The organism is Streptomyces sp. NPDC013157 (assembly GCF_042899865.1).
Classification (GTDB): Bacteria; Actinomycetota; Actinomycetes; order Streptomycetales; family Streptomycetaceae; genus Streptomyces.
The window spans coordinates 405,227-427,536 of the sequence record NZ_JBIBAK010000007.1; the positions used below are offsets into that span (position 1 = coordinate 405,227).

At 71.4% G+C, this 22,310-nt stretch carries 15 protein-coding genes and 1 pseudogene; 10 read left to right on the forward strand and 6 right to left on the reverse strand.

What is annotated here, in order from left to right; translation table 11 throughout:
* Positions 1-48: 48 nt before the first annotated feature.
* Both ACFY6U_RS23310 and ACFY6U_RS23315 read left to right on the forward strand, forming a co-directional pair.
* On the forward strand, positions 49-492 hold the full coding sequence (locus ACFY6U_RS23310) for a hypothetical protein (protein WP_390041020.1): 444 nt from the start codon (positions 49-51) through the stop codon (positions 490-492).
* A gap of 213 nt (positions 493-705) precedes the next feature.
* Positions 706-2,481, forward strand: coding sequence for a chitinase (locus ACFY6U_RS23315; RefSeq protein WP_390041128.1), 1,776 nt, complete (start codon positions 706-708; stop codon positions 2,479-2,481).
* Here ACFY6U_RS23315 and ACFY6U_RS23320 read toward each other — a convergent pair.
* Positions 2,420-3,277 (reverse strand): phosphatase PAP2 family protein, encoded by an 858-nt coding sequence (locus ACFY6U_RS23320; protein ID WP_390041022.1) that lies wholly within the window; start codon positions 3,275-3,277, stop codon positions 2,420-2,422. The genes ACFY6U_RS23315 and ACFY6U_RS23320 overlap by 62 nt on opposite strands.
* Positions 3,278-3,499: 222 nt before the next feature.
* Positions 3,500-4,834 carry a 4-aminobutyrate--2-oxoglutarate transaminase gene (gene gabT / locus ACFY6U_RS23325; protein WP_390041024.1) on the reverse strand — a complete coding sequence of 445 codons (1,335 nt, stop codon included), beginning with the start codon at positions 4,832-4,834 and terminating at the stop codon, positions 3,500-3,502.
* 305 nt (positions 4,835-5,139) lie between these two features.
* On the opposite strand from gabT, the gene ACFY6U_RS23330 reads away from it, so the two are divergent.
* Entirely contained in the window at positions 5,140-7,308 is a 2,169-nt protein-coding gene (locus tag ACFY6U_RS23330; protein WP_390041026.1) for an ATP-binding protein, read from the forward strand.
* A 140-nt stretch (positions 7,309-7,448) separates the two neighbouring features.
* Entirely contained in the window at positions 7,449-9,017 is a 1,569-nt protein-coding gene (locus tag ACFY6U_RS23335; RefSeq protein WP_390041028.1) for a PucR family transcriptional regulator, read from the forward strand.
* Positions 9,018-9,098: 81 nt separating this feature from the next.
* On the opposite strand, the gene ACFY6U_RS23340 is transcribed toward ACFY6U_RS23335, so the two are convergent.
* From ACFY6U_RS23340 to ACFY6U_RS23350, 3 genes are all read right to left on the reverse strand, one after another.
* Complete coding sequence (locus ACFY6U_RS23340; protein WP_390041030.1) at positions 9,099-9,941, reverse strand: alpha/beta fold hydrolase; 843 nt, start codon at positions 9,939-9,941, stop codon at positions 9,099-9,101.
* A 193-nt stretch (positions 9,942-10,134) separates the two neighbouring features.
* Entirely contained in the window at positions 10,135-10,965 is an 831-nt protein-coding gene (locus ACFY6U_RS23345) for an oxidoreductase (protein ID WP_390041032.1), read from the reverse strand.
* A 15-nt stretch (positions 10,966-10,980) separates the two neighbouring features.
* Positions 10,981-11,859 carry an NAD(P)H-binding protein gene (locus ACFY6U_RS23350; RefSeq protein ID WP_390041034.1) on the reverse strand — a complete coding sequence of 293 codons (879 nt, stop codon included), beginning with the start codon at positions 11,857-11,859 and terminating at the stop codon, positions 10,981-10,983.
* 184 nt (positions 11,860-12,043) lie between these two features.
* On the opposite strand from ACFY6U_RS23350, the gene ACFY6U_RS23355 reads away from it, so the two are divergent.
* From ACFY6U_RS23355 to ACFY6U_RS23365, 3 genes and pseudogenes are all read left to right on the forward strand, one after another.
* The gene (locus tag ACFY6U_RS23355; protein ID WP_390041036.1) at positions 12,044-12,700 is read left to right on the forward strand and encodes a TetR/AcrR family transcriptional regulator; all 657 of its coding nucleotides are present in this window, start codon (positions 12,044-12,046) and stop codon (positions 12,698-12,700) included.
* Positions 12,701-12,978: 278 nt separating this feature from the next.
* Positions 12,979-13,158: pseudogene (locus ACFY6U_RS23360) on the forward strand (alpha/beta hydrolase); the annotation flags it as partial.
* A gap of 490 nt (positions 13,159-13,648) precedes the next feature.
* Positions 13,649-15,097 carry an aldehyde dehydrogenase family protein gene (locus ACFY6U_RS23365; protein WP_390041038.1) on the forward strand — a complete coding sequence of 483 codons (1,449 nt, stop codon included), beginning with the start codon at positions 13,649-13,651 and terminating at the stop codon, positions 15,095-15,097.
* A gap of 157 nt (positions 15,098-15,254) precedes the next feature.
* On the opposite strand, the gene ACFY6U_RS23370 is transcribed toward ACFY6U_RS23365, so the two are convergent.
* The gene (locus tag ACFY6U_RS23370) at positions 15,255-18,098 is read right to left on the reverse strand and encodes a glycoside hydrolase family 3 C-terminal domain-containing protein (protein WP_390041040.1); all 2,844 of its coding nucleotides are present in this window, start codon (positions 18,096-18,098) and stop codon (positions 15,255-15,257) included.
* 348 nt (positions 18,099-18,446) lie between these two features.
* Here ACFY6U_RS23370 and ACFY6U_RS23375 point away from each other — a divergent pair, with 348 nt between their 5' ends.
* The 3 genes from ACFY6U_RS23375 to ACFY6U_RS23385 are packed head-to-tail and all read left to right on the forward strand — an operon-like array spanning position 18,447 to position 22,147.
* Positions 18,447-20,138 (forward strand): extracellular solute-binding protein, encoded by a 1,692-nt coding sequence (locus tag ACFY6U_RS23375; protein ID WP_390041042.1) that lies wholly within the window; start codon positions 18,447-18,449, stop codon positions 20,136-20,138.
* A 27-nt stretch (positions 20,139-20,165) separates the two neighbouring features.
* Positions 20,166-21,206, forward strand: coding sequence for an ABC transporter permease (locus tag ACFY6U_RS23380; RefSeq protein WP_390041044.1), 1,041 nt, complete (start codon positions 20,166-20,168; stop codon positions 21,204-21,206).
* Positions 21,203-22,147, forward strand: coding sequence for a carbohydrate ABC transporter permease (locus tag ACFY6U_RS23385; protein WP_390041046.1), 945 nt, complete (start codon positions 21,203-21,205; stop codon positions 22,145-22,147). Before ACFY6U_RS23380 ends, ACFY6U_RS23385 begins: the two co-directional genes overlap by 4 nt.
* Positions 22,148-22,310: the final 163 nt, after the last annotated feature.

The following is a 22,310-nucleotide window of genomic DNA, read 5'->3' on the forward strand; positions in this document are numbered from 1 at the left end:
CCCGTGACGCGACGCCCGCGTCGACGAGCGAGACGGGGAGGCCTTCTGATGACTGGGGCGAAGACGGCGGTCGAATGGCTGGCATCCGTCGCACCGGATCCCGAGGCCTGCCGCTGGGAATGGGAGCGCAACCCGCTGGGGATCGCGCTGCTGCCCGCCGGCAGGGCCTGGGACGTACTGATCCTGCCGGGCGAACTCGGCTATCCAACCCTCGACGTGCTCACCCGCGTCCTCGACCAACCGGGGCCCGTCCTGGCCGACTTCGGGGACGAGCGGGTGGGCTTCTTCGTGCCGCCCGGAACGGCCGCCAGGTGGCTCGGCACGGGGGTCCGCACGGCGGGGGCCGGGACCTGGATCGTCGTGCCGTATCCCGGGCGGTCGGCCCGGGGGGTGCGGTGGCTGGTGGCGCCGGACGGGTCGGGGACGCTGACGGATCCGGGGCTGCTGGAGCTGGCGATGCATGAGGCTGCCGCCGGCTTGGCCGATGACTAGGCGCCGTTCGCGTGAGGTTGTCGGTCGGGTGCAGGCGTGTGGGGGTTGTTCGCGCAGTTCCCCGCGCCCCTTTGGGGGGTGGCAGGTCTGTGGGCAGATCGCTGCCGTAGCCCTTGACAGGTAAATTGGTCTGGACCAAGTTGAGTGCGCACCCCACCTCCAAATCCCCCATCCCCGGAGGCACTTGTGGTTCGCGCGAGACCCGTCCTCACCATGCTCACGGCCGCGTTGCTGGCCGTACCCGGTATCACCGCTCTCTCGTCGGCCGCCCGTGCGGCCGACGCGGACCTCGCCGTCAACGGCGGGTTCGAATCGGGCCTCTCCGGCTGGACGTGCACGGCGGGCAGCGGCACGACGGTCAACTCTCCCGTGCACAGCGGGAGTTCCGCGCTGCAGGCGACCCCGGCCGGCAGTGACAACGCCCAGTGCGCGCAGACCGTGACCGTCAGGCCGAGTGCGCAGTACACCCTGTCCGGCTACGTCCGCGGCTCCTACGTCTACCTCGGCGCGAGCGGCACCGGCACCACCGACGTCTCCACCTGGACCCAGTCCGCCCCCGACTGGCAGAAGCTCACGACCACCTTCACCACGGGCGCCTCGACGACGAAGGTCACCGTCTACACCCACGGCTGGTACGGCACCGGCGCCTACTACGCCGACGACCTGTCGCTGGTCGGACCGGGCGCCTCCGCGGGCCAGCCGCCGGCCGCCCCCACCGGCCTCACCGCGGGCACGGTCACCTCCTCCAGCGTGGCCCTGTCCTGGACCGCGGTCACCGGGGCCACGAGCTACGCGGTCTACCGGGACGGCGTGAAAGTCCAGACGGCGACCGGGACGTCGGCGACCGTGACCGGGCTGAACCCGTCGACGGCGTACAGCTTCCAGGTCACCGCCGTGAACGACGCCGGCGAGTCCGCGAAGTCCGCCGCGGTGACCGCCACCACGGGCACCGGCTCCTCCGGAGGCTCCACCGGCCTGCCCACCCACGCCCTGGTCGGCTACCTCCACTCCTCCTTCGCCAACGGCTCCGGGTACACCCGGCTCGATGACGTCCCCGACAGCTGGGACGTCATCGACCTGGCCTTCGGCGAGCCGACCTCGGCCACCTCCGGGGACATCCGCTTCAACCGCTGCCCGGTCACCGAGTGCCCGAACGTCGAGAGCGACGCCGACTTCAAGGCGGCGATCAAGGCCAAGCAGGCGGCAGGCAAGAAGGTGCTGATATCGATCGGCGGCGCCAACGGCCAGGTCCAGCTCACCACGACCGCCGCCCGGGACACCTTCGTCTCCTCCGTCTCGAACATCATCGACACCTACGGCCTCGACGGCCTGGACATCGACTTCGAGGGCCACTCGCTCTCCCTGGACGCGAGCGACACGGACTTCAGGAACCCGACGACCCCGGTGATCGTCAACCTCATCTCCGCACTGAAGACGCTGAAGGCCAAGTACGGCTCGAAGTTCGTGCTGTCCATGGCGCCCGAGACGTTCTTCGTGCAGATGGGCTACCAGTTCTACGGCACCGGCAAGTTCGGTGGCCAGGACCCGCGGTGCGGGGCGTACCTCCCGGTCGTCTACGCCCTGCGCGACGACCTGACCCTGCTGCACGTCCAGGACTACAACTCGGGCCCGATCATGGGCCTCGACAACCAGTACCACTCCATGGGCGGCGCCGACTTCCACGTCGCCATGACCGACATGCTGCTCACCGGCTTCCCGGTGGCCGGGGACGCCAACAACGTCTTCCCGCCGCTGCGCCCCGACCAGATCGCGATCGGCATGCCGGCGTCGACGAACGCGGGCAACGGCTACGTGGCACCGTCCGAGGTCACCAAGACCCTGGACTGCCTGACGAAGAAGACCAACTGCGGCTCGTACACCACCCACGGCACCTGGCCCGCCCTGCGCGGCCTGATGACCTGGTCGGTCAACTGGGACCGGTTCTCGAACTGGGAGTTCCAGAAGACCTTCGACGCGTACTTCGGCTGAGCAGCAGTCCCAGTGACGTCAGCAGGACGGTGCCCAGGCACCAGCCGGCCACCACGTCCAGCGGCCAGTGGTAGCCGCGGCGGACCAGGCCGTAGGAGACGCCGAGGACGAGCGTCGCGCAGACGGCGACGGTGGCCCGGCGGGCGGCGGCGGACGTGAGCCAGGGGAGGAGGAGCAGGGTCGCGGAGCCGTACGCGATCGCCGCCGTCGCCGTGTGGCCGGAGGGGAAGTAGCCGACCGCCGGGGGCACCACCGGGGTCCCCGGCCGGGCGGTCCAGTCCTTGAGCGGCACGACGATCGCCGGGACGAGGGCCATCAGGACGGCGGCGGCCGTCGGCGGCAGCCACCACCGGTCTGTACCAGTGGCACGTCCACGCCACGCGACGTACGCGATGACGAGCACCAGGACCGGGACCGCGACCTGTACGTTCCCGAGGTCCGAGAGGAGTTCGGAGAACCGGTCCGGGTGGACGAGCGCGCTGCTCAGACGGCTGTCCAGACGGAGCAGCGGGCCATGGGCCACGACCTGCCAGGTGATCAGCGCGAAGAGGAGGGCCGGCAGGCCCAGAAGCCCCACGAGTCCCGCGGGGCGAAAGTGAAGGAAGGAGGTCGGCCACCCCGGAACAGGGGGGGTGGTTCCGGGGTGGCCGTCCGGATCGGAACGCCGCGCGCCCCGGGGGGTTTGGGGCGGGCGACCGTCCGATCGGTGAGGAGATCCGGAGCCGGAGGCCCCGGTTGTGTGCGCGAGGGCACGACCAGGTCGAAGCTGGGGAGGCCCCGGCCTGAAATCGCCCACAGTCCCCTGTGGGCGGGGTGTATCTCTCATCTGGGTAGAACCTACGGCAGGGTCCGGCGCGGCGACAGGCGGAATCGCGTCCCGCCATCCACCCCGCACACCTTCTTCACACGGCCTGACCGGGGGCGCCCCAGCCCCCCGCATCACGCCAGGTGGGAGGGTTGGGGCGGTGGTGGCACACGGGTCCGAGGCCCTGTGCGCCTGCTGGCAGAAGCCTGTGGCTCAGATCCGCGCGAAGGCCTGCTCGATGATGTCGAGGCCCTCGTTGAGGAGGTCCTCGCCGATGACCAGCGGGGGCAGGAAGCGGAGCACGTTGCCGTAGGTGCCACAGGTCAGGACCAGCAGCCCCTCCTGGTGGCAGGCCCTGGCGAGGGCCGCGGTGGCCTCCGGGTTCGGCTCCTTGGTGGTGCGGTCCTTGACCAGCTCGATGGCGATCATCGCGCCGCGGCCGCGCACGTCGCCGATGACGTCGAACTTCTCGGCCATGGCGGTGAGGCGGGGCTTCATGATCGCCTCGATGTTCTTCGCCCTGGCGTTGAGGTCGAGCTCCTTCATGGTCTCGATGGCCCCGAGCGCACCGGCGCAGGCGACCGGGTTGCCGCCGTAGGTGCCGCCGAGCCCGCCGGCGTGCGCGGCGTCCATGATCTCGGCGCGGCCCGTCACGGCGGCCAGCGGCAGGCCGCCGGCGATGCCCTTGGCCGTGGTGATCAGGTCCGGGACGATGCCCTCGTCCTCGCACGCGAACCACTGGCCCGTACGGCAGAACCCGGACTGGATCTCGTCCGCGACGAACACGATCCCGTTGTCCTTGGCGAACTGGCTGATCGCCGGCAGGAAGCCCTTCGCCGGCTCGATGAAGCCGCCCTCGCCGAGCACCGGCTCGATGATGATCGCGGCGACGTTGTCCGCGCCGATCTGCTTGCTGATCTGGTCGATGGCCTGGGCGGCGGCCTCCGGACCGGCGTTCTCCGGGCCGGTGAGCCAGCGGTAGGCGTAGGCGACCGGGACCCGGTACACCTCGGGCGCGAACGGGCCGAAGCCGTTCTTGTACGGCATGTTCTTCGAGGTCAGCGCCATGGTGAGGTTGGTCCGGCCGTGGTACCCGTGGTCGAACACCACGACCGCCTGGCGCTTGGTGTAGGCGCGCGCGATCTTCACGGCGTTCTCGACGGCCTCGGCGCCGGAGTTGAACAGCGCCGACTTCTTGGCGTGGTCACCCGGGGTGAGCTCCGCGAGGGCCTCGGCGACCTCCACGTAGCCCTCGTACGGGGTGACCATGAAACAGGTGTGGGTGAAGTCGGCCAGCTGGGCGCTCGCGCGGCGTACGACGGCCTCGGCGGAGGCGCCGACGGAGGTCACGGCGATGCCGGAACCGAAGTCGATGAGGCGGTTGCCGTCGACGTCCTCGATGATCCCGCCACCCGCGCGCGCGGTGAAGACGGGCAGCACCGAACCCACACCCTGCGCCACCGCGGCGAGACGGCGGGACTGCAGCTCCTGCGACTTCGGGCCGGGTATGGCGGTGACGACGCGACGCTCCTGCGGAAGTGCGGTCATGGGGGCTCCCTGATGAGTGGTGCGAACCGATGCGTGCCGGGCGCGTCCCGTCCGGTTGCTCCGGTGGTGCGTTTTCGGACGCTTTCCTTCTTTCTTCGCAGGCTAGGGCCGGGTGTGGGAGGTGGGCATGCTCCATGTGGGCGTTGTCGGAGAGTGACGTTGTCCGTGTTGGACATAGTGCGGTCGGCGGGATCGTGACGGAGCGGTCGGCTCCTCGGCCGCGTAAGCGGTGAACTCCCCTTGCGAGGGCGTTAGATTGGCCGCTGACGGTGGACGGAAGAACGGCTGGTCAGGGAGCGAGAGCGATGGACAGCGACGGGACGCGGGACACGCGGCGTACGCATGCGAATCCTGTACCGCGTCCGGCGGGGCCGCACGACGCGGACGCTGTGCCGGCCGCGGTACCGCCACGGCCCACGGCACCGCCGGCGGCGGTGCCGCCGCTGCCGGACGGCTCGGCCTTCCTCACCTGGCTGCGCGCCCCCAGGCCGGAGGCGGCGCCGGGCGTGTGGCGGTTCGGCTACCGGCCCCGGGCCGAGCAGGAACCCGAGGAACTGCCCACCCGGCAACTGCTCAGCGGCGCCCTGATCGCCTTCCTGGTGGGGTGGCTGGTCTGGTCCCTGCTGACGCACGGGTACCTGGGGGCGTGGTGGGGCCTGCCGCTCCAGCTGCTTCTCCCCGCCTCGTGGCAGGGCGCGAACGCGACGATCTCGCCGACCGCGACCCGCTTCATCTACGAGGGGTACACGTACCTGGTCGCCCTCACCATCATGCTCGTGGTGGGCAAGCTCGGCCGGTGGGGTGAGGTGTGGCGGCGGTTCGTGGCGCCCCGGTTCAGGGCCGCGGCGTCCGCGGGATCCCGCCAGGAGCCTCCGGCGCCGTCGGAGGACCCCGCCCAGTGGCCCCACCTCCGTGCCGCCGGGGCCGACGCCGCCGCCGACCGGCTCGCCGGTGAGGCCCGGAGCGGGCTGATGCGCGACGTGGACCACGCCCGGATCGCCCGCGCCTGGCAGGGCGTACGCAGCGGCCGCCACAGCATGGCCACCTTCACCGCCGCGGTGGTCAAGGACGGCGCCGCCGCCTGCCTGCACCCCTCCGGCGAACGCGACCTGCCCGCCCGGCACGCCCGCCACGACCTGGTCACCGGCCAGGTCCGGCTCGGCACCACGGCCGACGACCCCCGCAACCCCTACCGGTACCGGGGCACCGGCCTCGCCCTCGGCCCCGAACTGCTCGGCACCTCGCTGCTCGCCGTCGGCCCGGCCGGCTCCGGCAAGACCGGCAGCCTGGTCCGCCCGCTCGCCGAGTCGCTCTGCCTGCACGCGCTCGCCGGCCGCGCCTCCGTGGTCGTGGTCGGCGCGGCCGGCGCCGGCCTCGGCCCCGCCGACGCCTACGACGTCGTCGTCCGCATCGCCCACCCCGAGTCCGTCTACGACCTCGACCTGTACGGCGGCACCACCGACCCCGACGAGGCCGCCGCCATACTCGCCGAGGCCCTCGCCGGCGACCTCGCCGACCCGCACCCCGGCAGCGACAGCCGCCGCTCCACCACCGTCCTCGCCCAGCTGCTCGGCCCCTTCAGGGCGGTGCACGGCCGCTTCCCCTCCGTCCCCGAACTCCGCCAGCTCCTCGACGGCGCCCCCGGCCCGCTCGCCGCGCTCCGCAAGGCGCTGACGACGACCGGCCACGAGTCGCTGTTGCGCGAGCTCGACGCGCGGGAACGCCAGATGGGACACCCGGGGGACGTCGGCGCGGTCCTCGCCGACCGCATCGCCCTCCTCGACCGCCCGGCCTTCGCCGGCTTCTTCGACACCTCCGGCCAGTCCCGCCCCTTCTCCCTCAAGGCCCTCGACCACCCGGTCCGGGTCCGCATCGACCTGCCCGAGCGCGGTCACGCGGACGCCTCCCGCATCCTGGCCCGTCTGGTGCTCGCCCAGTTCACCGCCAGCGTCGCGGTACGGGACGACCGCTCGCTCTTCTCCTGCCTCCTCCTGGACGACGCGACGGGCGTGGTGACCCCGGAGGCGGTCCGCGCCGTCCAGCGCCTGCGCTCGGCCAACGCGGGCGTGGTGCTGACCCTGCGCACCCTGGACGACGTACCCCGCCCGCTCCGCGGCCCGCTCCTCGGGGCCGCCGGCTGCCGCATGGCCTTCGCCGGCCTCACCCCCTGGGACGGGCAGGACTTCGCCGAGGTCTGGGGCAAGGAGTGGACCGAGGCCCGGGACGTCACCGACCGCCAGATCATCGCGGAGACCCCGGCGGGCAAGGCGCTGCACGTCGTACGCCGGGTGATCACCGGCAAGGCGGCCACGGCACGGGCGGTCACCGTCCGGCAGGTGGAGCGCGAGCGCTGGTCGGCGTCGGAGCTGGCCCACGGTCTGCCGCCGGGCCACGCGGTCCTGTCCCTCACGACGGTCAAGGGCGAGCACGCGCCCCCGCTGCTGGTGGACCTGAGGGCCGACGGCCGGCTCTGAACACCGGGGCGCACGGGACCGTACAGTAAGGCAGAATCGACAGAGGCCGTTCATACGGGACGGCCAAAGACCACTGCCCTCATTCGCGGCGCTCACGAAGCTCCCGGCGCTCCCGACCGAAGAGAAGACCTGACGGCCTGATGCCACCGACGCTCGCCTCGCTCGTCCACCACTCCGCGCTCAAACTCACCGTGCGCGCGGGCGAGGACCGCCTCGACGTGCCCGTGCGCTGGGCCCATGTCAGCGAACTCGCCGACCCGGTGCCGTACATGGAGGGCGGGGAACTGCTCCTGATCACCGCGCTGAAGCTGGACGCGGAGGATCCGGAGGCGATGCGGAAGTACGTGAAGCGCCTGGTCGGAGCCGGGGTGGTGGGTCTCGGCTTCGCCGTCGGGGTCAACTACGAAGAGATTCCCAAGGCCCTGGTCGACGCGGCGGAACACGAGGGACTGCCCCTGCTGGAGGTACCCCGCCGCACTCCCTTCCTCGCCATCAGCAAGGCGGTCTCGGCGGCGATAGCGGCCGACCAGTACCGGGCGGTGACGGCGGGCTTCGCCGCCCAGCGCGAACTGACCAGGCAGGCGCTGAACGCCGGCCCGGAGGGCCTGCTCGCCGCGCTCGCCGCGCAGGTGGACGGCTGGGCGGCGCTGTACGACGCGTCGGGCGCGGTCGTCGCGACGGCACCGGAGTGGGCGGGACGCCGGGCGGCGCGCCTGACGGCGGAGGTGGAGCGGCTGCGGGAACGCCCGGCACCGGCGTCCGCGGTGGTCGGCGGCCCCGACAACGAGGACCGGGTCGAACTGCACTCCCTCGGCACCGGCCGCCGCCCGAGGGCGGCCCTGGCGGTCGGCACGGCCTCGGCGCTGGGCACGGCGGAGCGCTACGCCGTGCACTCCGCGATCGCCCTCCTCACCCTCACGACGGAACGCTCCCGCTCGCTGCACGCGGCCGAGCAGCGGGTCGGGGCGGCGGTGCTGCGCATGCTGCTCGCCGGCCAGCCGGACCACGCCCGCGGGGTCGCCGGGGACCTGTACGGCGGTCTGCTCGACGCCCCGTTCCGGATGATCGTCGCCGACGCGGGCGGTGAGCTGCTGGCCGGTCTCGCCGAGGCGGTGGAGTCGGCCGCGGCCCGTTCCGGGGAGGCGGTGCTGGTGGTGCCCGAGGGCGAGCGGCTGGTGGTACTGGCCGCGGACGGGGGCGCGGCGGTCGCGGCGTGCGTGGAGTACGCGGCGGCGCGGGAGGCCGCGCGGGCGGTGCCGGCGGAGCAGGGCGGCGGCGAGGACGACGAACTGGTCATCGGCCTGTCCGCCCCGTCCGGCCCGATCGCCGCGGCGGCCGCCTACAAGCAGGCCGAACAGGCGCTGTCCGTGGCCCGGCGCAGGGGCCGGGTCCTGGTCGAGCACGACCAGCTGGCGTCGGGCTCGGTCCTGCCCCTCCTCGCCGACGACGCGGTGAAGGCCTTCGCCGACGGTCTGCTCAGGGCGCTGTACGAGCACGACGCGACCGGCCGGGGAGACCTGGTGGCCTCGCTCCGGGCCTGGCTCTCCCGGCACGGCCAGTGGGACGCCGCGGCGGCCGACCTCGGCGTCCACCGTCACACGCTCCGCTACCGGATGCGCAGGGTGGAGGAGATCCTGGGCCGCTCCCTGGACGACCCCGACGTCCGGATGGAACTGTGGCTGGCCCTGAAGGCGACGTCCGTGGAGTAGCCGCGCGCCTTCCCACCCACCCGACCCGCTCCGCCGAGCCCCCACCACTTCGGCACACGCCGAGCCCCCGGACCGACCGGGTCACTCGATGAAGCGCAGGACCTCGCCGCCGAAGTCCTCGGGGTGCTGGAAGAGAAACGCGTGACCGGCGTCTCCGTAGATGACGGTCTTGGAGTCGGGGACGGCCCGGGCCATGGCGTACGTCTGGTAGGCGTGCTCCATCACGTCGTGGGCGCCGTTGGCGAACAGGGCCGGTACCGCGAGGTCGCCGAGCCGGCTCCAGGCCGAGTCGATGCCGCTGTTCCACTGGACGACGGCGTTCATCTGGGCCTCGCGCACAGGCGCGGGCGCGTCCTGCCCGGAGTGGGCCAGGCGCCGGTCGATCCGGCGCAGGGAGGCCAGTCCCGCGGCCCGGCCGGCCTCGGTCTCGGGGTAGAAGAGGAAGAGGAAGTCCTCGTCGTCGTTCTTCTCACGCAGGGCGTGCTCGGGTACCCGCGGGTTCGGGCCCGGGTTGTCGGGCACACCGCCGGGACCGCTGCCCGCGACGACGAGCTTGCGTACCCGCTCGGGGTGTTCCAGGGCCAGGTCGAGTGCGACGAACCCGCCCATGGACCAGCCGAGCAGGTCCGGCTTCTGCAATCCGAGGGCGTCGAGGAAGGCCACGGCCACATCGGCCATGCCGCGAACGGTGTCCGCCGGCTTTCCGCCGGAGTAGCCGACACCGGCGCTGTCGAAGACGATCACGCGACGGTGTGCCGCGAGCACCTCGAGCAGGGCGGGGTCCCAGTGGTCGAGTGTGCCGCGAAAGCGGTTCAGGAGCAGCAGCGGCGCTGCGGTGACGGGTCCGATCTCGCGGTAGGCGAGTGCTCCGTGGGGGGTGTCGACGTGCCGCGTCTCGGCCGAGTCGAACAGGAAGCCTGGCATCGATTCTCCTTCAGGTACTGGGGGTGTTGCCCGTGCCGGGCCGGATGCCGGCCGGAATTCCGCCGCGTCCTGAAGCTCGTCGGCGGGGAGCGTCGTACGCCCCGGGGGGCCGTCGGGCGCTGCGTCGGTCTTTCCGGCTTCGGCTTCGGCTTCGGACTGCGGCGGTGATGAAGGCGGATTCCGCGGTGGTGTTCTAGTCGTGGTCGGTGGCGAGGGCGATGGGGCGGGCGGCGTCCATGTCCTTGCGGAAGGTGTCCAGCTTGGCGTCGAAGGCTTGCAGGGTGTCGGCTCCGAGCGGGAGACGCAGGGGCGGTTCGGGGTCGTCGGCCATCTCGACGATGGCGCGGGCGGCCTTGACCGGGTCGCCGGGCTGGGTGTGGTGGAGGCTCGCGGCGGCAGTGCGCATGGCGCCGACGGTGGGCGCGTAGTCGTCGATGGTGTCGGGGCCGGTGTGCAGGTTGGCGGGGTCGAGGAAGTCGGTGCGGAAGAAGCCGGGTTCCACGAGGGTGACGTGGATGCCGAGGGGTGCCAGTTCGGTGTGGAGGGTCTCGGTGAAGCCCTCGACGGCGAACTTGGTGGAGGCGTAGATGCCCCAGCCCGGCGCGGTGGCGAAGCCGACGATGGAGCTGATGTTGATGACGTGACCGGAGCGCTGATGCCGCAGGACTGGCAGTACGGCGCGTTGGACGGCGAGCGGGCCGAACACGTTGGTCTCGTAGAGCGCGCGGACCGCGGCGTCGTCGGATTCTTCGACGGCGGCGAGCAGGCCGGTGCCGGCGTTGTTGACCAGGACGTCGATCCGGCCGAACCGCTCGATGGCCGCGTCGACGGCCGCCTGGATGCTCTGCGGGTCGGTCACGTCCAGCGCCACGGTGAGCAGCTTGTCGCCCGCGTCGGGGAACTTCTCGCGGACGGTGTCGGGCTTCCTGGCGGTGGCGACCACCTGGTGGCCGGCCGCGAGGGCGGCACGGGTGATCTCCAGGCCGAAGCCCCGGGACGATCCAGTGACGAACCAGATGCTCATTTCGTTCTCCAGCGTTCAGATGGTGGTGGGCAGGTCGAAGGCCGCGCGGTTCTGCGCGATGAAGGTCTCGACGTCGAGGGGGTCGCTGCCGCCGATCGTCTTGACCAGGTCGTTGGTGCCGGCGAAGACGCCGTTGCGGTAGTCGACGGCCACGGCGAGCAGGTGCTGGATCAGGTGGTCCGGCGCGCCGCGCCCGCGCAGGATGGCGGCGAACTCGTCGAGTTCGATGGGCACGTAGGTGACCTTCCGGTCCAGCGCGCGCGACATCTTCTCGGCGATCTCGTAGTGGTTGAGCTCCTCCGCCCCGTACAGCGGGTAGATCCGGCCGGCGTGCGGGGCGGGGTCCTCCAGGACGGCCGCGATCACCTTGGCCTGGTCGCTCTCGGCGATGGGGGCGTGGCGTCCGTCGGCGAACGGCAGGCGCAGTTCGCCGGTTCCGTCGGCCCAGGTGTCGATCAGCCACTGGGCGAAGAAGGTCGGGCGGATGTGGGTGACCGGGACCGGGGAGCGGTCCAGGACGCGTTCGGCGACCCAGTGCTGGCGGGCCGCGTTGCTGGCGGTGTGGCGGCGGGCGGAGATCTGCGACATGTTCACGATCGCCCGGACCCCGTTCTCCTCCGCCGCCTGAGCCACGTTCACGGTGGCGTCCATCAGGCCGGGACGGATCGGATAGGTGAAGTACAGGGCGTCGATCCCCTTCGTCGCCTCGGCCAGGGAGTCCAGGTCGAGGACGTCGCCTTCCACGACGTCCGCTCCCAGGGCGGCGAGCCGCTCGGCACGCCCGTCGAGGCCCCGGACCAGGGCGCGGACATGGTGGCCGCGCCGGAGCAGGAGTTCGGTGGTCTGGCCGCCGGTCTTGCCGGTGGCCCCGATCACGAGGAGGGTGCGTTCCATGAGGGTGATCTCCGTTTCTTGAGCGGGAACCGGAGGGAATTCCAGCGTCAGCCCGTCGCGCGGGTGCCGCACGGCTTCCGTCCGCCCCCCAATAAGTGGGCTTGGTAGCCCCTTTTTCATCTGCACCCAGAGAACACCTCGCAGAATGGGTTGTCAAGCCCCTTTTTGCGGTACGCTGGTGGCCATGACCACCACCAGCCACGTGCCGGACCGGAAGCTGACCGCCAAGGGTGCGGCCACACGGGAGCGCATCGTCCGGGCGGCGGCCGAGCTGATCTACGAGCACGGCGCGCAGAACACCAACAACGAGCAGATCCGGGAAGCCGCCGGGGTCAGCGGCTCACAGCTGACGCGCCACTTCCCCACCAAGGAGTCCCTGGTGCGCGCGGTGCTCGCCTGGCAGGCCGACAGCATCGTCGCCCGCCACCAGGCACCCGAGCTGGGCGAGCTGGACAGCTTCGCGGCCCTGTACCGGTGGGCCGACTCCTACATCGCCTCACAGGACATGCTGCGCGGCGGCTGCACCTTCGGCTCCCTGGCGGCCGAGGTCGTCAAGGCCGAACCCGCCCACCGGGACGCGGTGGCCGACGGCTTCGAGCGGTGGCAGGCGCTGTTCAAGCGCGGCCTCGGCACGATGCGCGAGCGCGGCGAGCTGCGGCCGGAAGCCGACCCGGCCGCGCTCGCCCACCTGCTCACCGCCGCGTTCCAGGGCGGAGCGCTCCTGGACCAGGCGGCCGGCGATTCCACACCCCTGCGCGACGCACTGTACGGAGCGCTGGCCTACGTCGAGTCGTTCGCCGTGCGGCGCGGACCGGACGACGGCCCAGCCGCCGGCCGGTGACTCCTGGCACGTCCGGGCGGCAGACCTGCCACCGGGAACAGGGTGTCGGCCGACGGAGTCCGGGTGCCACAGTCGGTCACAACGTACGGCGAAGAGACGCGAGTTCGGCGCCGCGCCTGGTCAGTACGGGCACGTTTCCGGTGTGGGGGTCGAAAGGTCGGCGCTATGCCTTTCATTCTGAACACCGATGAGGTCGAGGACCGTGATCGTGCTGACTTCGTCCACGAGGCGCTCGGCGCGACGATGGTGCCGATCGAACTGCACTGGCCCGGGCGTCGCCGGTCCTGGTCATGCACGGCGACGACGACCAGATCGTGCCCATCGACGACTCGGCGCGGCTGTCGTCCAAGCTGCTGCCCAACGGGAGCCTGAAGGTGTACCCGGGCTTCCCGCACGGCATGCCGACCACGGAGGCGTCGACGATCAACGCGGATCTGCTGGAGTTCATCCGCTCCTGACGTCCGGAAGAGCCCGCCTCGTCCCGGTGCCGAGCGCCGGCCGCTCACCGTCACGACCGGGGTGCGGCCGCGCCGGTCCCGGGTGTGTCCTTCGGACGGCCGGCGGGGAAAGCCTGCCTAGCCCTCGCAGCCCGGAGTACCGGCTGACTCAAGATCGGCCGCAAGGCGCGCCCAGTCGTCTCGCGCCCGGCTCGTGTACCTGCTCGCGGATGGCGTTTCCGCTGGTGAGAAGCGTGCTCATCTGGCCGCCCGCAAGAAACCGCGCGGGTTCGCGGCCCCCGGAGCGGGCGGTCGAAGGGGCCCCCGGGGAGCGGACGGGCAGGGGCGGCGGGGGCGAGGGAACGCGGCCCGCCCCGGACCGTGCCAATCCGGCGCACCCCCCACCCCCACCACTACACCCCGGACAAACGCACCCCCGCCCCCGCCGACCTACCGTGGACCCGAACACCCTGCACACCCACCCCCAACGCGGAAGGGCCGGGACCCGCACATGACCTCCACCCACGCCTTCTGGCTCGCCGGCCGCCAGGCCACCGGCGAGGACACCTTCGACGTCACCAACCCGTGGGACGCCCGTCTCGTCGGCAAGGTCAGCGTGCCCACCGACGCCCAGGTCGAGGAAGCCGTCGCTGCCGCGTACGCCGTACGGGACGAGTTCGCCGCCACCCCGGCCCACGTACGCGCCGCCGCCCTCGACCACGTCAGCCGCCGGCTCGCCGAGCGCACCGAGGAGATAGCCCAGCTGATCTCCGCCGAGAACGGCAAGCCGATCAAGTGGGCGCGCGGCGAGGTCGGCCGTGCCGTCTCCGTGTTCCGGTTCGCCGCCGAGGAGGCCCGCCGCTTCAACAGCGGCGAGGCCCAGCGCCTCGACACCGACCTCGGCGGCCAGGGCCGCCTCGCGCTCACCCGCCGCTTCCCGAAGGGCGTCGTCCTCGGCATCGCGCCCTTCAACTTCCCGCTCAACCTGTGCGCCCACAAGATCGCCCCGGCGATCGCGGCCGGCGCGCCGATCATCCTGAAGCCGGCCCCCGCCACCCCCCTCTCCGGCCTGATCATCGGCGACCTGCTCGCCGAGACGTCCGGTCTCCCGGTCGGCTCCTGGTCGATCCTCCCGGTCGCCAACGACAAGATGGCCGCCCTCGTCCAGGACGAGCGCCTCCCGGTCATCTCGTTCACCGGTTCCGAGAAGGTCGGCTACTCGATCATGGACTCGGTGCCCCGCAAGCACTGCACCCTGGAACTCGGCGGCAACGGCGCGGCCGTCGTCCTCGGCGACTACGCGAGCGACGCGGACCTGGACTGGGCCGCGACCCGCATCGCGACCTTCTCCAACTACCAGGGCGGCCAGTCCTGCATCTCGGTACAGCGGGTCATCGCCGACGCCGCCGTCTACGACCGTCTCCTCCCGCGCATCGTCGCCGCCGTCGAGGCCCAGGTCACCGGCGACCCCGCCGACGACCGGACCGACGTCGGCCCGCTGGTCAGCGAGGCGGCGGCCGAGCGGGTCGAGGCGTGGGTGAAGGAGGCCGTCGAGGCCGGCGCCACCCTGGTCACCGGCGGCGACCGCGACGGCGCCAGCTACGCGCCGACCGTCCTCGCCGACGTACCGGAGGACACCACCCTCTCCTGCGAGGAGGTCTTCGGGCCCGTCCTCACCGTGCAGAAGGTGCACGGCGAGGCCGAGGCGTTCGCCGCCGTCAACGCCTCCAAGTACGGCCTCCAGGCGGGCGTGTTCACCCACGACCTCCAGGGCGCCTTCCGCGCCCACCGCGCTCTCGAGGTCGGCGGTGTCGTCATCGGCGACGTCCCGTCCTACCGCGCCGACCAGATGCCGTACGGCGGTGTGAAGCAGTCCGGCGTGGGCCGCGAGGGCGTCAAGTTCGCCATGGACGACTACACCTACGAGCGCGTCCTGGTCCTCACCGGCCTCGCTCTCTGATCTGCCACGGACGGACCGGAGCGCGACGGAACGGCCGCAGCCCGCTGTGCGGGGGCTGCGGCCGTTCTCCATGTGAGGGGAGCCGTTGTCACGCGGGGGCCCGGCACGGGTGCCTTCCGGTGCCGGGCCCCTTCTCCGTGCCGGCCGCTCCGGACCCTCAACCGGAGAAGCCGACGTGCGCGAGCCGCAGTGGGCCGCGCAGTCCGATGCGGACGTCGTGCACGCCCTCGGCGGCGAGGGGGGCCGTGAGCGAGGTGTAGGTGTACGCGTCGGCGGTCGGCTCGTCGAGGACCAGGGCGGCGAGCGGCGGCGCGCCGTCGAGGGAGATCTCCAACGTGCCCGTGCCCGCCACCCGCGCGGTCACCTCGGTCACCCCCTTGCCGAAGTCGCAGTCCCGGTAGACGAGTTCTCCCGACCCGTCGCCCTGGGGCGTGACCGCGTCGCCGTCCGTCCTCGTGCGGTCCACGATCACGATGCCCGACTGCTCGTCGAAGTCGGCCGCCGCCAGGCCGCGTTCGGAGGCGACCGCCCGCGGCGCCGCCGGCTCGCCGTCCAGGACCACGGTCGTGCGCAGCCGGACGTCCTCGCTGGACGCACCGACCAGCACGTCGTACGCACCGCCCTCCAGGCGCCGTCCGCCGCGTGCCACGTCCCAGAACTCGAAGGCGGAGAGTGGGACTTCGAAGGTCACGCCGGTCCGCTCGCCGGGGCGAAGGGCGAGCCGGCGGTGGGCGAGGAGTTCGCGGCGCGGGCGTACCGAGGACGGTTCCACGGCCCGGGTGTAGAGCTGGGCCACCTCGTCCGCCGGTACGTCGCCGGTGTTGGCGACCGTGAAGGAGACGCGGAGCGTTCCGTCCGTCACCTCCGTCGCCAGGTCCGCGTAGGAGAAGGACGCGTAGGACAGGCCGTGGCCGAACGGGAAGAGCGGGACGCCCTCGAAGTAGAGGTAGGTCTGGCGGGCGCCCAGCACGTCGTAGTCGAGCAGGTCGGGAAGGTCGGCGTCGGAGGCGTACCAGGTCTGCGGGAGGCGGCCCGCGGGGGAGACGTCACCGGCCAGCACGCGGGCGAGCGCGGTGCCGGCCGCCTGGCCGCCGTGGGCCGTCCAGAGCACGGCCGGCAGCCGGGCCGCGTCCACCGCGTACGGGTACGACGACACCAGCGCCAGCACCGTGGCCGGGTTGGCCGCGCGGGCGGCCCGCAGGAGGCGCTCCTGGTGCGCGGGCAGGGCCAGGGTCGTACGGTCCTCGGTCTCGCGGCCGTTGATGTGCGGGTCGTTGCCCGCGACCACCAGGACCGCGTCGGCCGCTGCGGCCACCCTGGTGACGGCGTCCGAACCGCGTTCAACGATGATCAACTCGAAGATCGAGGCGTTTTCGGCGGCAACCTTCACCCCGTCGGCGGCGACAGAGACGTGGCGACCCGTGCCGAGGTGCCGGAGGAGGTGACCGTTCTCGTGGGGTTCCAGGCGGAACGTCTCCTGGACGACCCAGCCGCCGGGCTGGTCCGCGGCGGCGCGGACGAAGCCGTCCTCGGCGACGGAGAGGTAGCGGCCGTCCGGGGCGCGCAGCGTCAGCACCCCCTCGCCCCAGTCGACGAGGGCGAATTCGGTGCCGGTGGCGTCGGAGGTGAGCGGGGGCAGGTCCGTACGGCCCGCGAGCAGCGCCGGGTCCAGGGCGCCCGCCGCGCCGCGCACCTCGTCGGCGGACTCGGGAGCGGGCGGCACGTGCAGGAAGGTGCCGTCCGCGAGCCGCAGCCGGACCCGGTCCACCCCCTCCGCGAACTCCACGCGCTGCGCGCCGAACCGCTCGTACAGGCCCTCCAGAGGAGTGGAGCGGTGCAGCAGAGTGCCGCTGTACCAGTCGAGCTTGCACTCGTCGGCGAGCAGGCCGACCACGGCGATCCGGGCGTCGGGTGCGAGCGGCAGGAGGCCGCCGTCGTTCTTCAGCAGGACGACCGCCTGTTCCGCCGCCTCCTGGGCGAGGGCGCGGTGGGCCGGGGTGTCGAACTCGGCGGCATCCGGGTGCGGGGCGTCGTGCGGGTCGAACTCGCCGAGGCGGAAGCGGACCGAGAGCTGGCGGCGGACGGCCGTGTCGACGTCCTTCTCCGTCAGCAGGCCCTGGCCCAGTGCCCCGTTGACCCGGGCGATGATCTGCCCGCTGTCCGTGCCGTGGTCGGTGAAGCTGTCGACGCCGGCGAGCAGGGCGGCCGCCGTGGCTTCCTCGTGCGTGGCGAAGTAGTGCTCGTGGTCGACCAGGTTGCTGGGCGCGCCGGCGTCCGAGCAGACCAGCAGCTCCTCGTCCGTCCAGCTCCGCAACTGCTCGCGCAGGTAAGGGGAGACGTGGTTGGGGCGGCCGTTGACCAGGTTGTAGGCGGGCATCACCCCGGCCACCGCGCCCGCCTCCACGGTCTCCCTGAAGGCCCGCAGGTCGTACTCGTGCAGCACCCGCGGGCGGACCGAGGAGGAGGAAGTGGCCCGGTCCGTCTCGTTGTTGTGGGCCAGCCAGTGCTTCAGGACGGGGGCGGTGCGCCAGTACACCGGGTGGTCGCCGCGCAGGCCGCGGGTGTAGGCGGTGGCGATGGCGGAGGTCAGCTTCGGGTCCTCGGAGTAGCCCTCCTCGTTGCGGCCCCAGAGCGGGTGGCGGAGCAGGTTCACCGTCGGGGCCCAGACGTTGAGGCCGACCCGGTCGTCGCGGGCGCGCATCGCCCGGACCTCCTTGGACACGGCGTCCCCGACCCGTCGTACGAGATCGGTGTTCCAGGTCGCGCCGAGCCCCACCGCCTGCGGGAACACCGTCGCCGGGCCCATCCAGGCCACACCGTGCAGGGCCTCCTGGCCGGTGCGGAAGGCGGCGATGCCGAGGCGCTCCACGGCGGGCGCGAACTGGTGCAGGAAGGAGACCTTCTCGTCCAGGGTGAGCCGGGCCAGCAGATCGTCGATGCGCTTCGCGAACGGCAGGTGCGGATCGCGGAAAGGCGGCGCGGGCGGCGTTGTTGCGGTCACGTGCGGTTCCCCTTGCGATGGAGCGACGAGGAGCTTTCGAAGCGCTTCGATGCTCATTCGACACGGGGGTGGGTGTCAAGAGACGCTCATCGATATTTCAAGTGGCACATACGAACAGGTCACCCCCGATACCTCGGAGGAATCTTGGAAGCGACCCTTGTGCACCCCCGGGTGTTCACTTAACCTCGCAGCAACATCGAAGCGCTTCGACTAGCCGACCGGCCCCCGTCCGCCCCAGGGACGCATCGCCGTGGTCGGAGGATCGCTTCAGCTCAGCCAGTTCCACTCGAGACACCGCAGCCGACGGCCACCGCCGGGTGTCCTGGTGCGCCACGAAGGGTTGACGCAATGACGCCGAACGCCGCTTCCGCCCCCTCCGGGCCGAGCCGGAGAAGTTTCCTCGCCTCCACGGCAGTCGCCACCGCAGCGGTGGCGGGCGGGATGCCGCTGCTCGCCGCCTGCGGGGCGTCGGACAGCGGGTCGGGAGGGGGCTCCTCGTCGGGCAAGGGCACACAGAAACTGCTGCCCGCCTACGTCGCCAACAACGTGGTGACCCCGGACATCCCGTCGAAGAACGGCTCATCGATCGGCTTCACCAGCAAGCTCGACCTGGCGACCCTGAAGACCTCGGTCCCGAAGAAGCTCGGCAAGGGCGGCAAGGTCACCGTCATGTCGCCGTTCTGGGGCTCCCCGCCCAAGCAGGACAACGCCTACTACAGGGCGATGAACGACATGATCGGCGTCGACGTCCAGTGGCAGAACCAGGACGGCAACACCTACGACCAGAAGCTCGGCGCGGTCCTCGCCTCCAGCGACGTACCGGACGTCGTGGTCATCCCGAACTGGAACATGGGCGGCAAGATACCCACCGCCATCATCAGCAAGTTCGCCGACCTCGGCCCGTACCTCTCGGGCGACAAGGTCAGGGACTACCCGAACCTCGCCGCCATCCCGACCGACGCCTGGCGGCGCTGCATCTTCGGCGGCAAGCTGCGCGGACTGCCGATGCCGTCCTCGTACGTCACCAACATCGTGCCCCTCTACCGCAAGGACATCTTCGACAAGGAGGGCTACGAGGTCCCGCGCTCGGCCGCCGAGTTCCTCTCCCTGGCCAAGGAGATCACCAACGCCAAGGCCAAGCGCTGGGCCTGCATGGACATGAAGTGGACCGCCTGGCAGATGTTCAGCGTCCTGTCCGGCAGCGAGAAGCCGCTCGGCTGGAACCTCGTCGACGGCAGGCTCATCAACCGCATCGAGACCGACGAGTACCTCGAAGCGCTGGAGTGGACCCGCAAGCTCTTCGCCGCCGGGGTCGTGCACCCCGACGCCAAACTGGGCAAGAACGCCCCCGACCCGGGCCCCAAGTTCGCGGCCGGCGAGTTCCTGATCTACCCCAACGACATCAGCCAGTGGTGGAGCCGCACCGCCGAACAGGCCACCCAGAACCCGGACTACAAGATCTGGGGCATGGACGTCTACGGCCACGACGGCGGCAACCCGCAGGTCTGGGCCGAACAGCCCGCCGGCATCTTCGCCTTCGTCAACAAGAAGGCCTCGGAGTCCGTGATCCACGACGTGCTGGCCGTCGCCAACACCACCGCCGCGCCGTACGGCACCAAGGAGTACATGGCCACCAACTACGGTGTCGAGGGCACCCACTACACCGTCAAGAACGGCGTGCCCACCAAGACCACCCAGGGCAACAACGAAGTCCTCAACGCCTACGTCATGGTCGCCAGCCCCGCCTCCACCATCGCCCACCCCGACTTCCCCGAGGTCGCCAAGGCGCAGGTGGAGTGGCAGCAGCGGATGGGCGGCTTCACCAGGAAGTCCAGCTTCTTCGGCCAGATGATCACCGAGCCGAGCCGCTACACGAACCTCATGAACGACTTCGAGCAGCTGGAAGACGACATCACCCGCGGCCGCAAGAAGATCAGCGACATGCAGCAGGCCGTCGCGGAATGGAAGAGCAAGGGCGGCGACAAGCTGCGCGACTGGTACCAGAAGCTGCTCGACGACAACGGTTCGTCCGCGAGCTGACCCGGCACCGAGGCAAGGAGAACGGCCGTGTCCCACAGCACGGTGCCTCGCAGCAGGGCCGAGGCAGACGACGACGGTACGGGGAGGGCTCCGGTGGCACCCGGCGGCGCCACCGGAACCAAGAAGAAGGCGAACACCGGAAAGCTGAGCCTGCGCCTCAGATTCAGACGCGACCGCGCCCTGATCCTGATGACCCTGCCGGCGGTCCTGCTGCTCCTGGTCTTCAACTACCTGCCGATCCTCGGCAACATCGTCGCCTTCCAGGACTACGACCCCTATGTCAGCGACAACGGCATCGTCTCCATGCTGCACAGCGCATGGGTGGGCCTGGAGAACTTCCAGCAGATCTTCGCCGACTCCGCGTTCTGGAACGCGGTGAAGAACACCCTGGTGCTGTTCTTCCTGCAGCTCGTGCTGTTCTTCCCGATCCCGATCGCCCTCGCGCTGCTCATCAACAGCGTGGTCCGGCCGCGGGTACGGGCGATCGCCCAGGCGGTGCTGTACCTCCCGCACTTCTTCTCCTGGGTGCTGGTCATCTCCGTCTTCCAGCAGATCTTCGGCGGGGCGGGCGTGCTGTCGCAGCTGCTGCGGCAGCACGGCTACGACGGTCTCGACATCATGTCCGACCCGTCGACCTTCAAGTTCCTGGTCACGGCGGAGAGCGTCTGGAAGGACGCGGGCTGGGGGATCATCGTCTTCCTGGCGGCACTGGCGTCCGTGAGCCCTGACCTCTACGAGGCGGCGGCGATGGACGGAGCGGGCCGCTGGCGCCGCATGTGGCACGTCACGCTCCCCGCCCTGCGCCCGGTGATCGCCCTGCTGCTGGTGCTGCGCGTCGGCGACGCCCTGACCGTCGGCTTCGAACAGATCCTCCTCCAACGTGACGCCGTCGGCCCCGGGGCCTCGGAGGTCCTCGACACCTTCGTCTGGTGGAACGGCGTCCGCAACCAGGACTTCGGCTACGCGGCCGCCGCCGGCCTCATCAAGGGCGTGGTCAGCCTCGGGCTGGTCCTCGCCGCGAACAAGGTGGCCCATCTCATGGGCGAGCAGGGGGTGTACAAGAAATGACCGCCGTCATCGACGAACCGCCCGCGCAGGAGCGGCCGCCGGCCCGGTGGGCCGCGCCGCCCCGCCCCGTGTGGGAGGAGGAACCGAGCAGGGCCGGCGTCGCCGGCAAGGGCCTGGTCCTGACCCTGGCCTGCCTCGCCATCCTCTTCCCGCTCTGGATCGTGGTCGTCACCAGCCTGTCCTCCCGGAAGACCATCGACGAGGCGGGCGGCCTCGTGATGATCCCCAAGGGCATCACCTTCGTCGCCTACAAGGAGCTGCTGAGCGGCGGTCAGGTCACCCGGGCCACGGTCATCAGCGCCCTGATCACCCTCGTCGGCACGCTGTTCTCGATGACCGTGTCGGTCCTGTGCGCCTACGGGCTCTCGCGCATCGGCTCGCTCGGCCACCGCTGGTTCCTGATGCTGCTGCTGGCGACGATGTTCTTCAGCGCCGGCCTGATCCCGACCTACCTGCTGGTCCAGTCCCTGGGCCTCACCGACAGCTACCTCGCCCTGATCCTCCCGAGCGCGGTGAGCGTCTTCAACATCCTCGTCCTGCGCGGGTTCTTCATGGGCATCTCGCAGGAACTGACCGACAGCGCGCGCATCGACGGCGCCGGCGACTTCCGGATCCTGTGGCAGATCGTCATGCCGCTGTCCCGGGCGGTGCTGGCCGTGATCACCCTGTTCTACGCGGTCGGGTACTGGAGCGCCTGGTTCAACGCGTCCCTGTACCTCAACGACCAGGACAAGATGCCGCTGCAGAACGTCATGATCCAACTGGTGCAGAAGCAGCAGGCCCCGGTGGGACTGGGGCAGGCGATCAAGACGGGCGAGCTGTCGGGGCTCGCGGTGCAGATGGCGGTGATGGTGATGGCGCTGCTGCCGGTGGCGGTGCTTTCGCCGTTCGTCCAGAGGCACTTCAAGAAGGGGATGCTCACGGGGGCGGTGAAGGGGTAGCCGACATCGCCTTCTGAAGGGGGTGGCGGGCGAGCGTCGGCGACTGCGGGCGGGTGGGGGCCGGTCGCGCAGTTCCCCGCGCCCCTGACGGGGCGCTGCCACACCTAGCCGCGGGCAGGCGTGCCGCAGGCGGCACGGGTGGGCGCTGGGGGTCCCCCCGGCC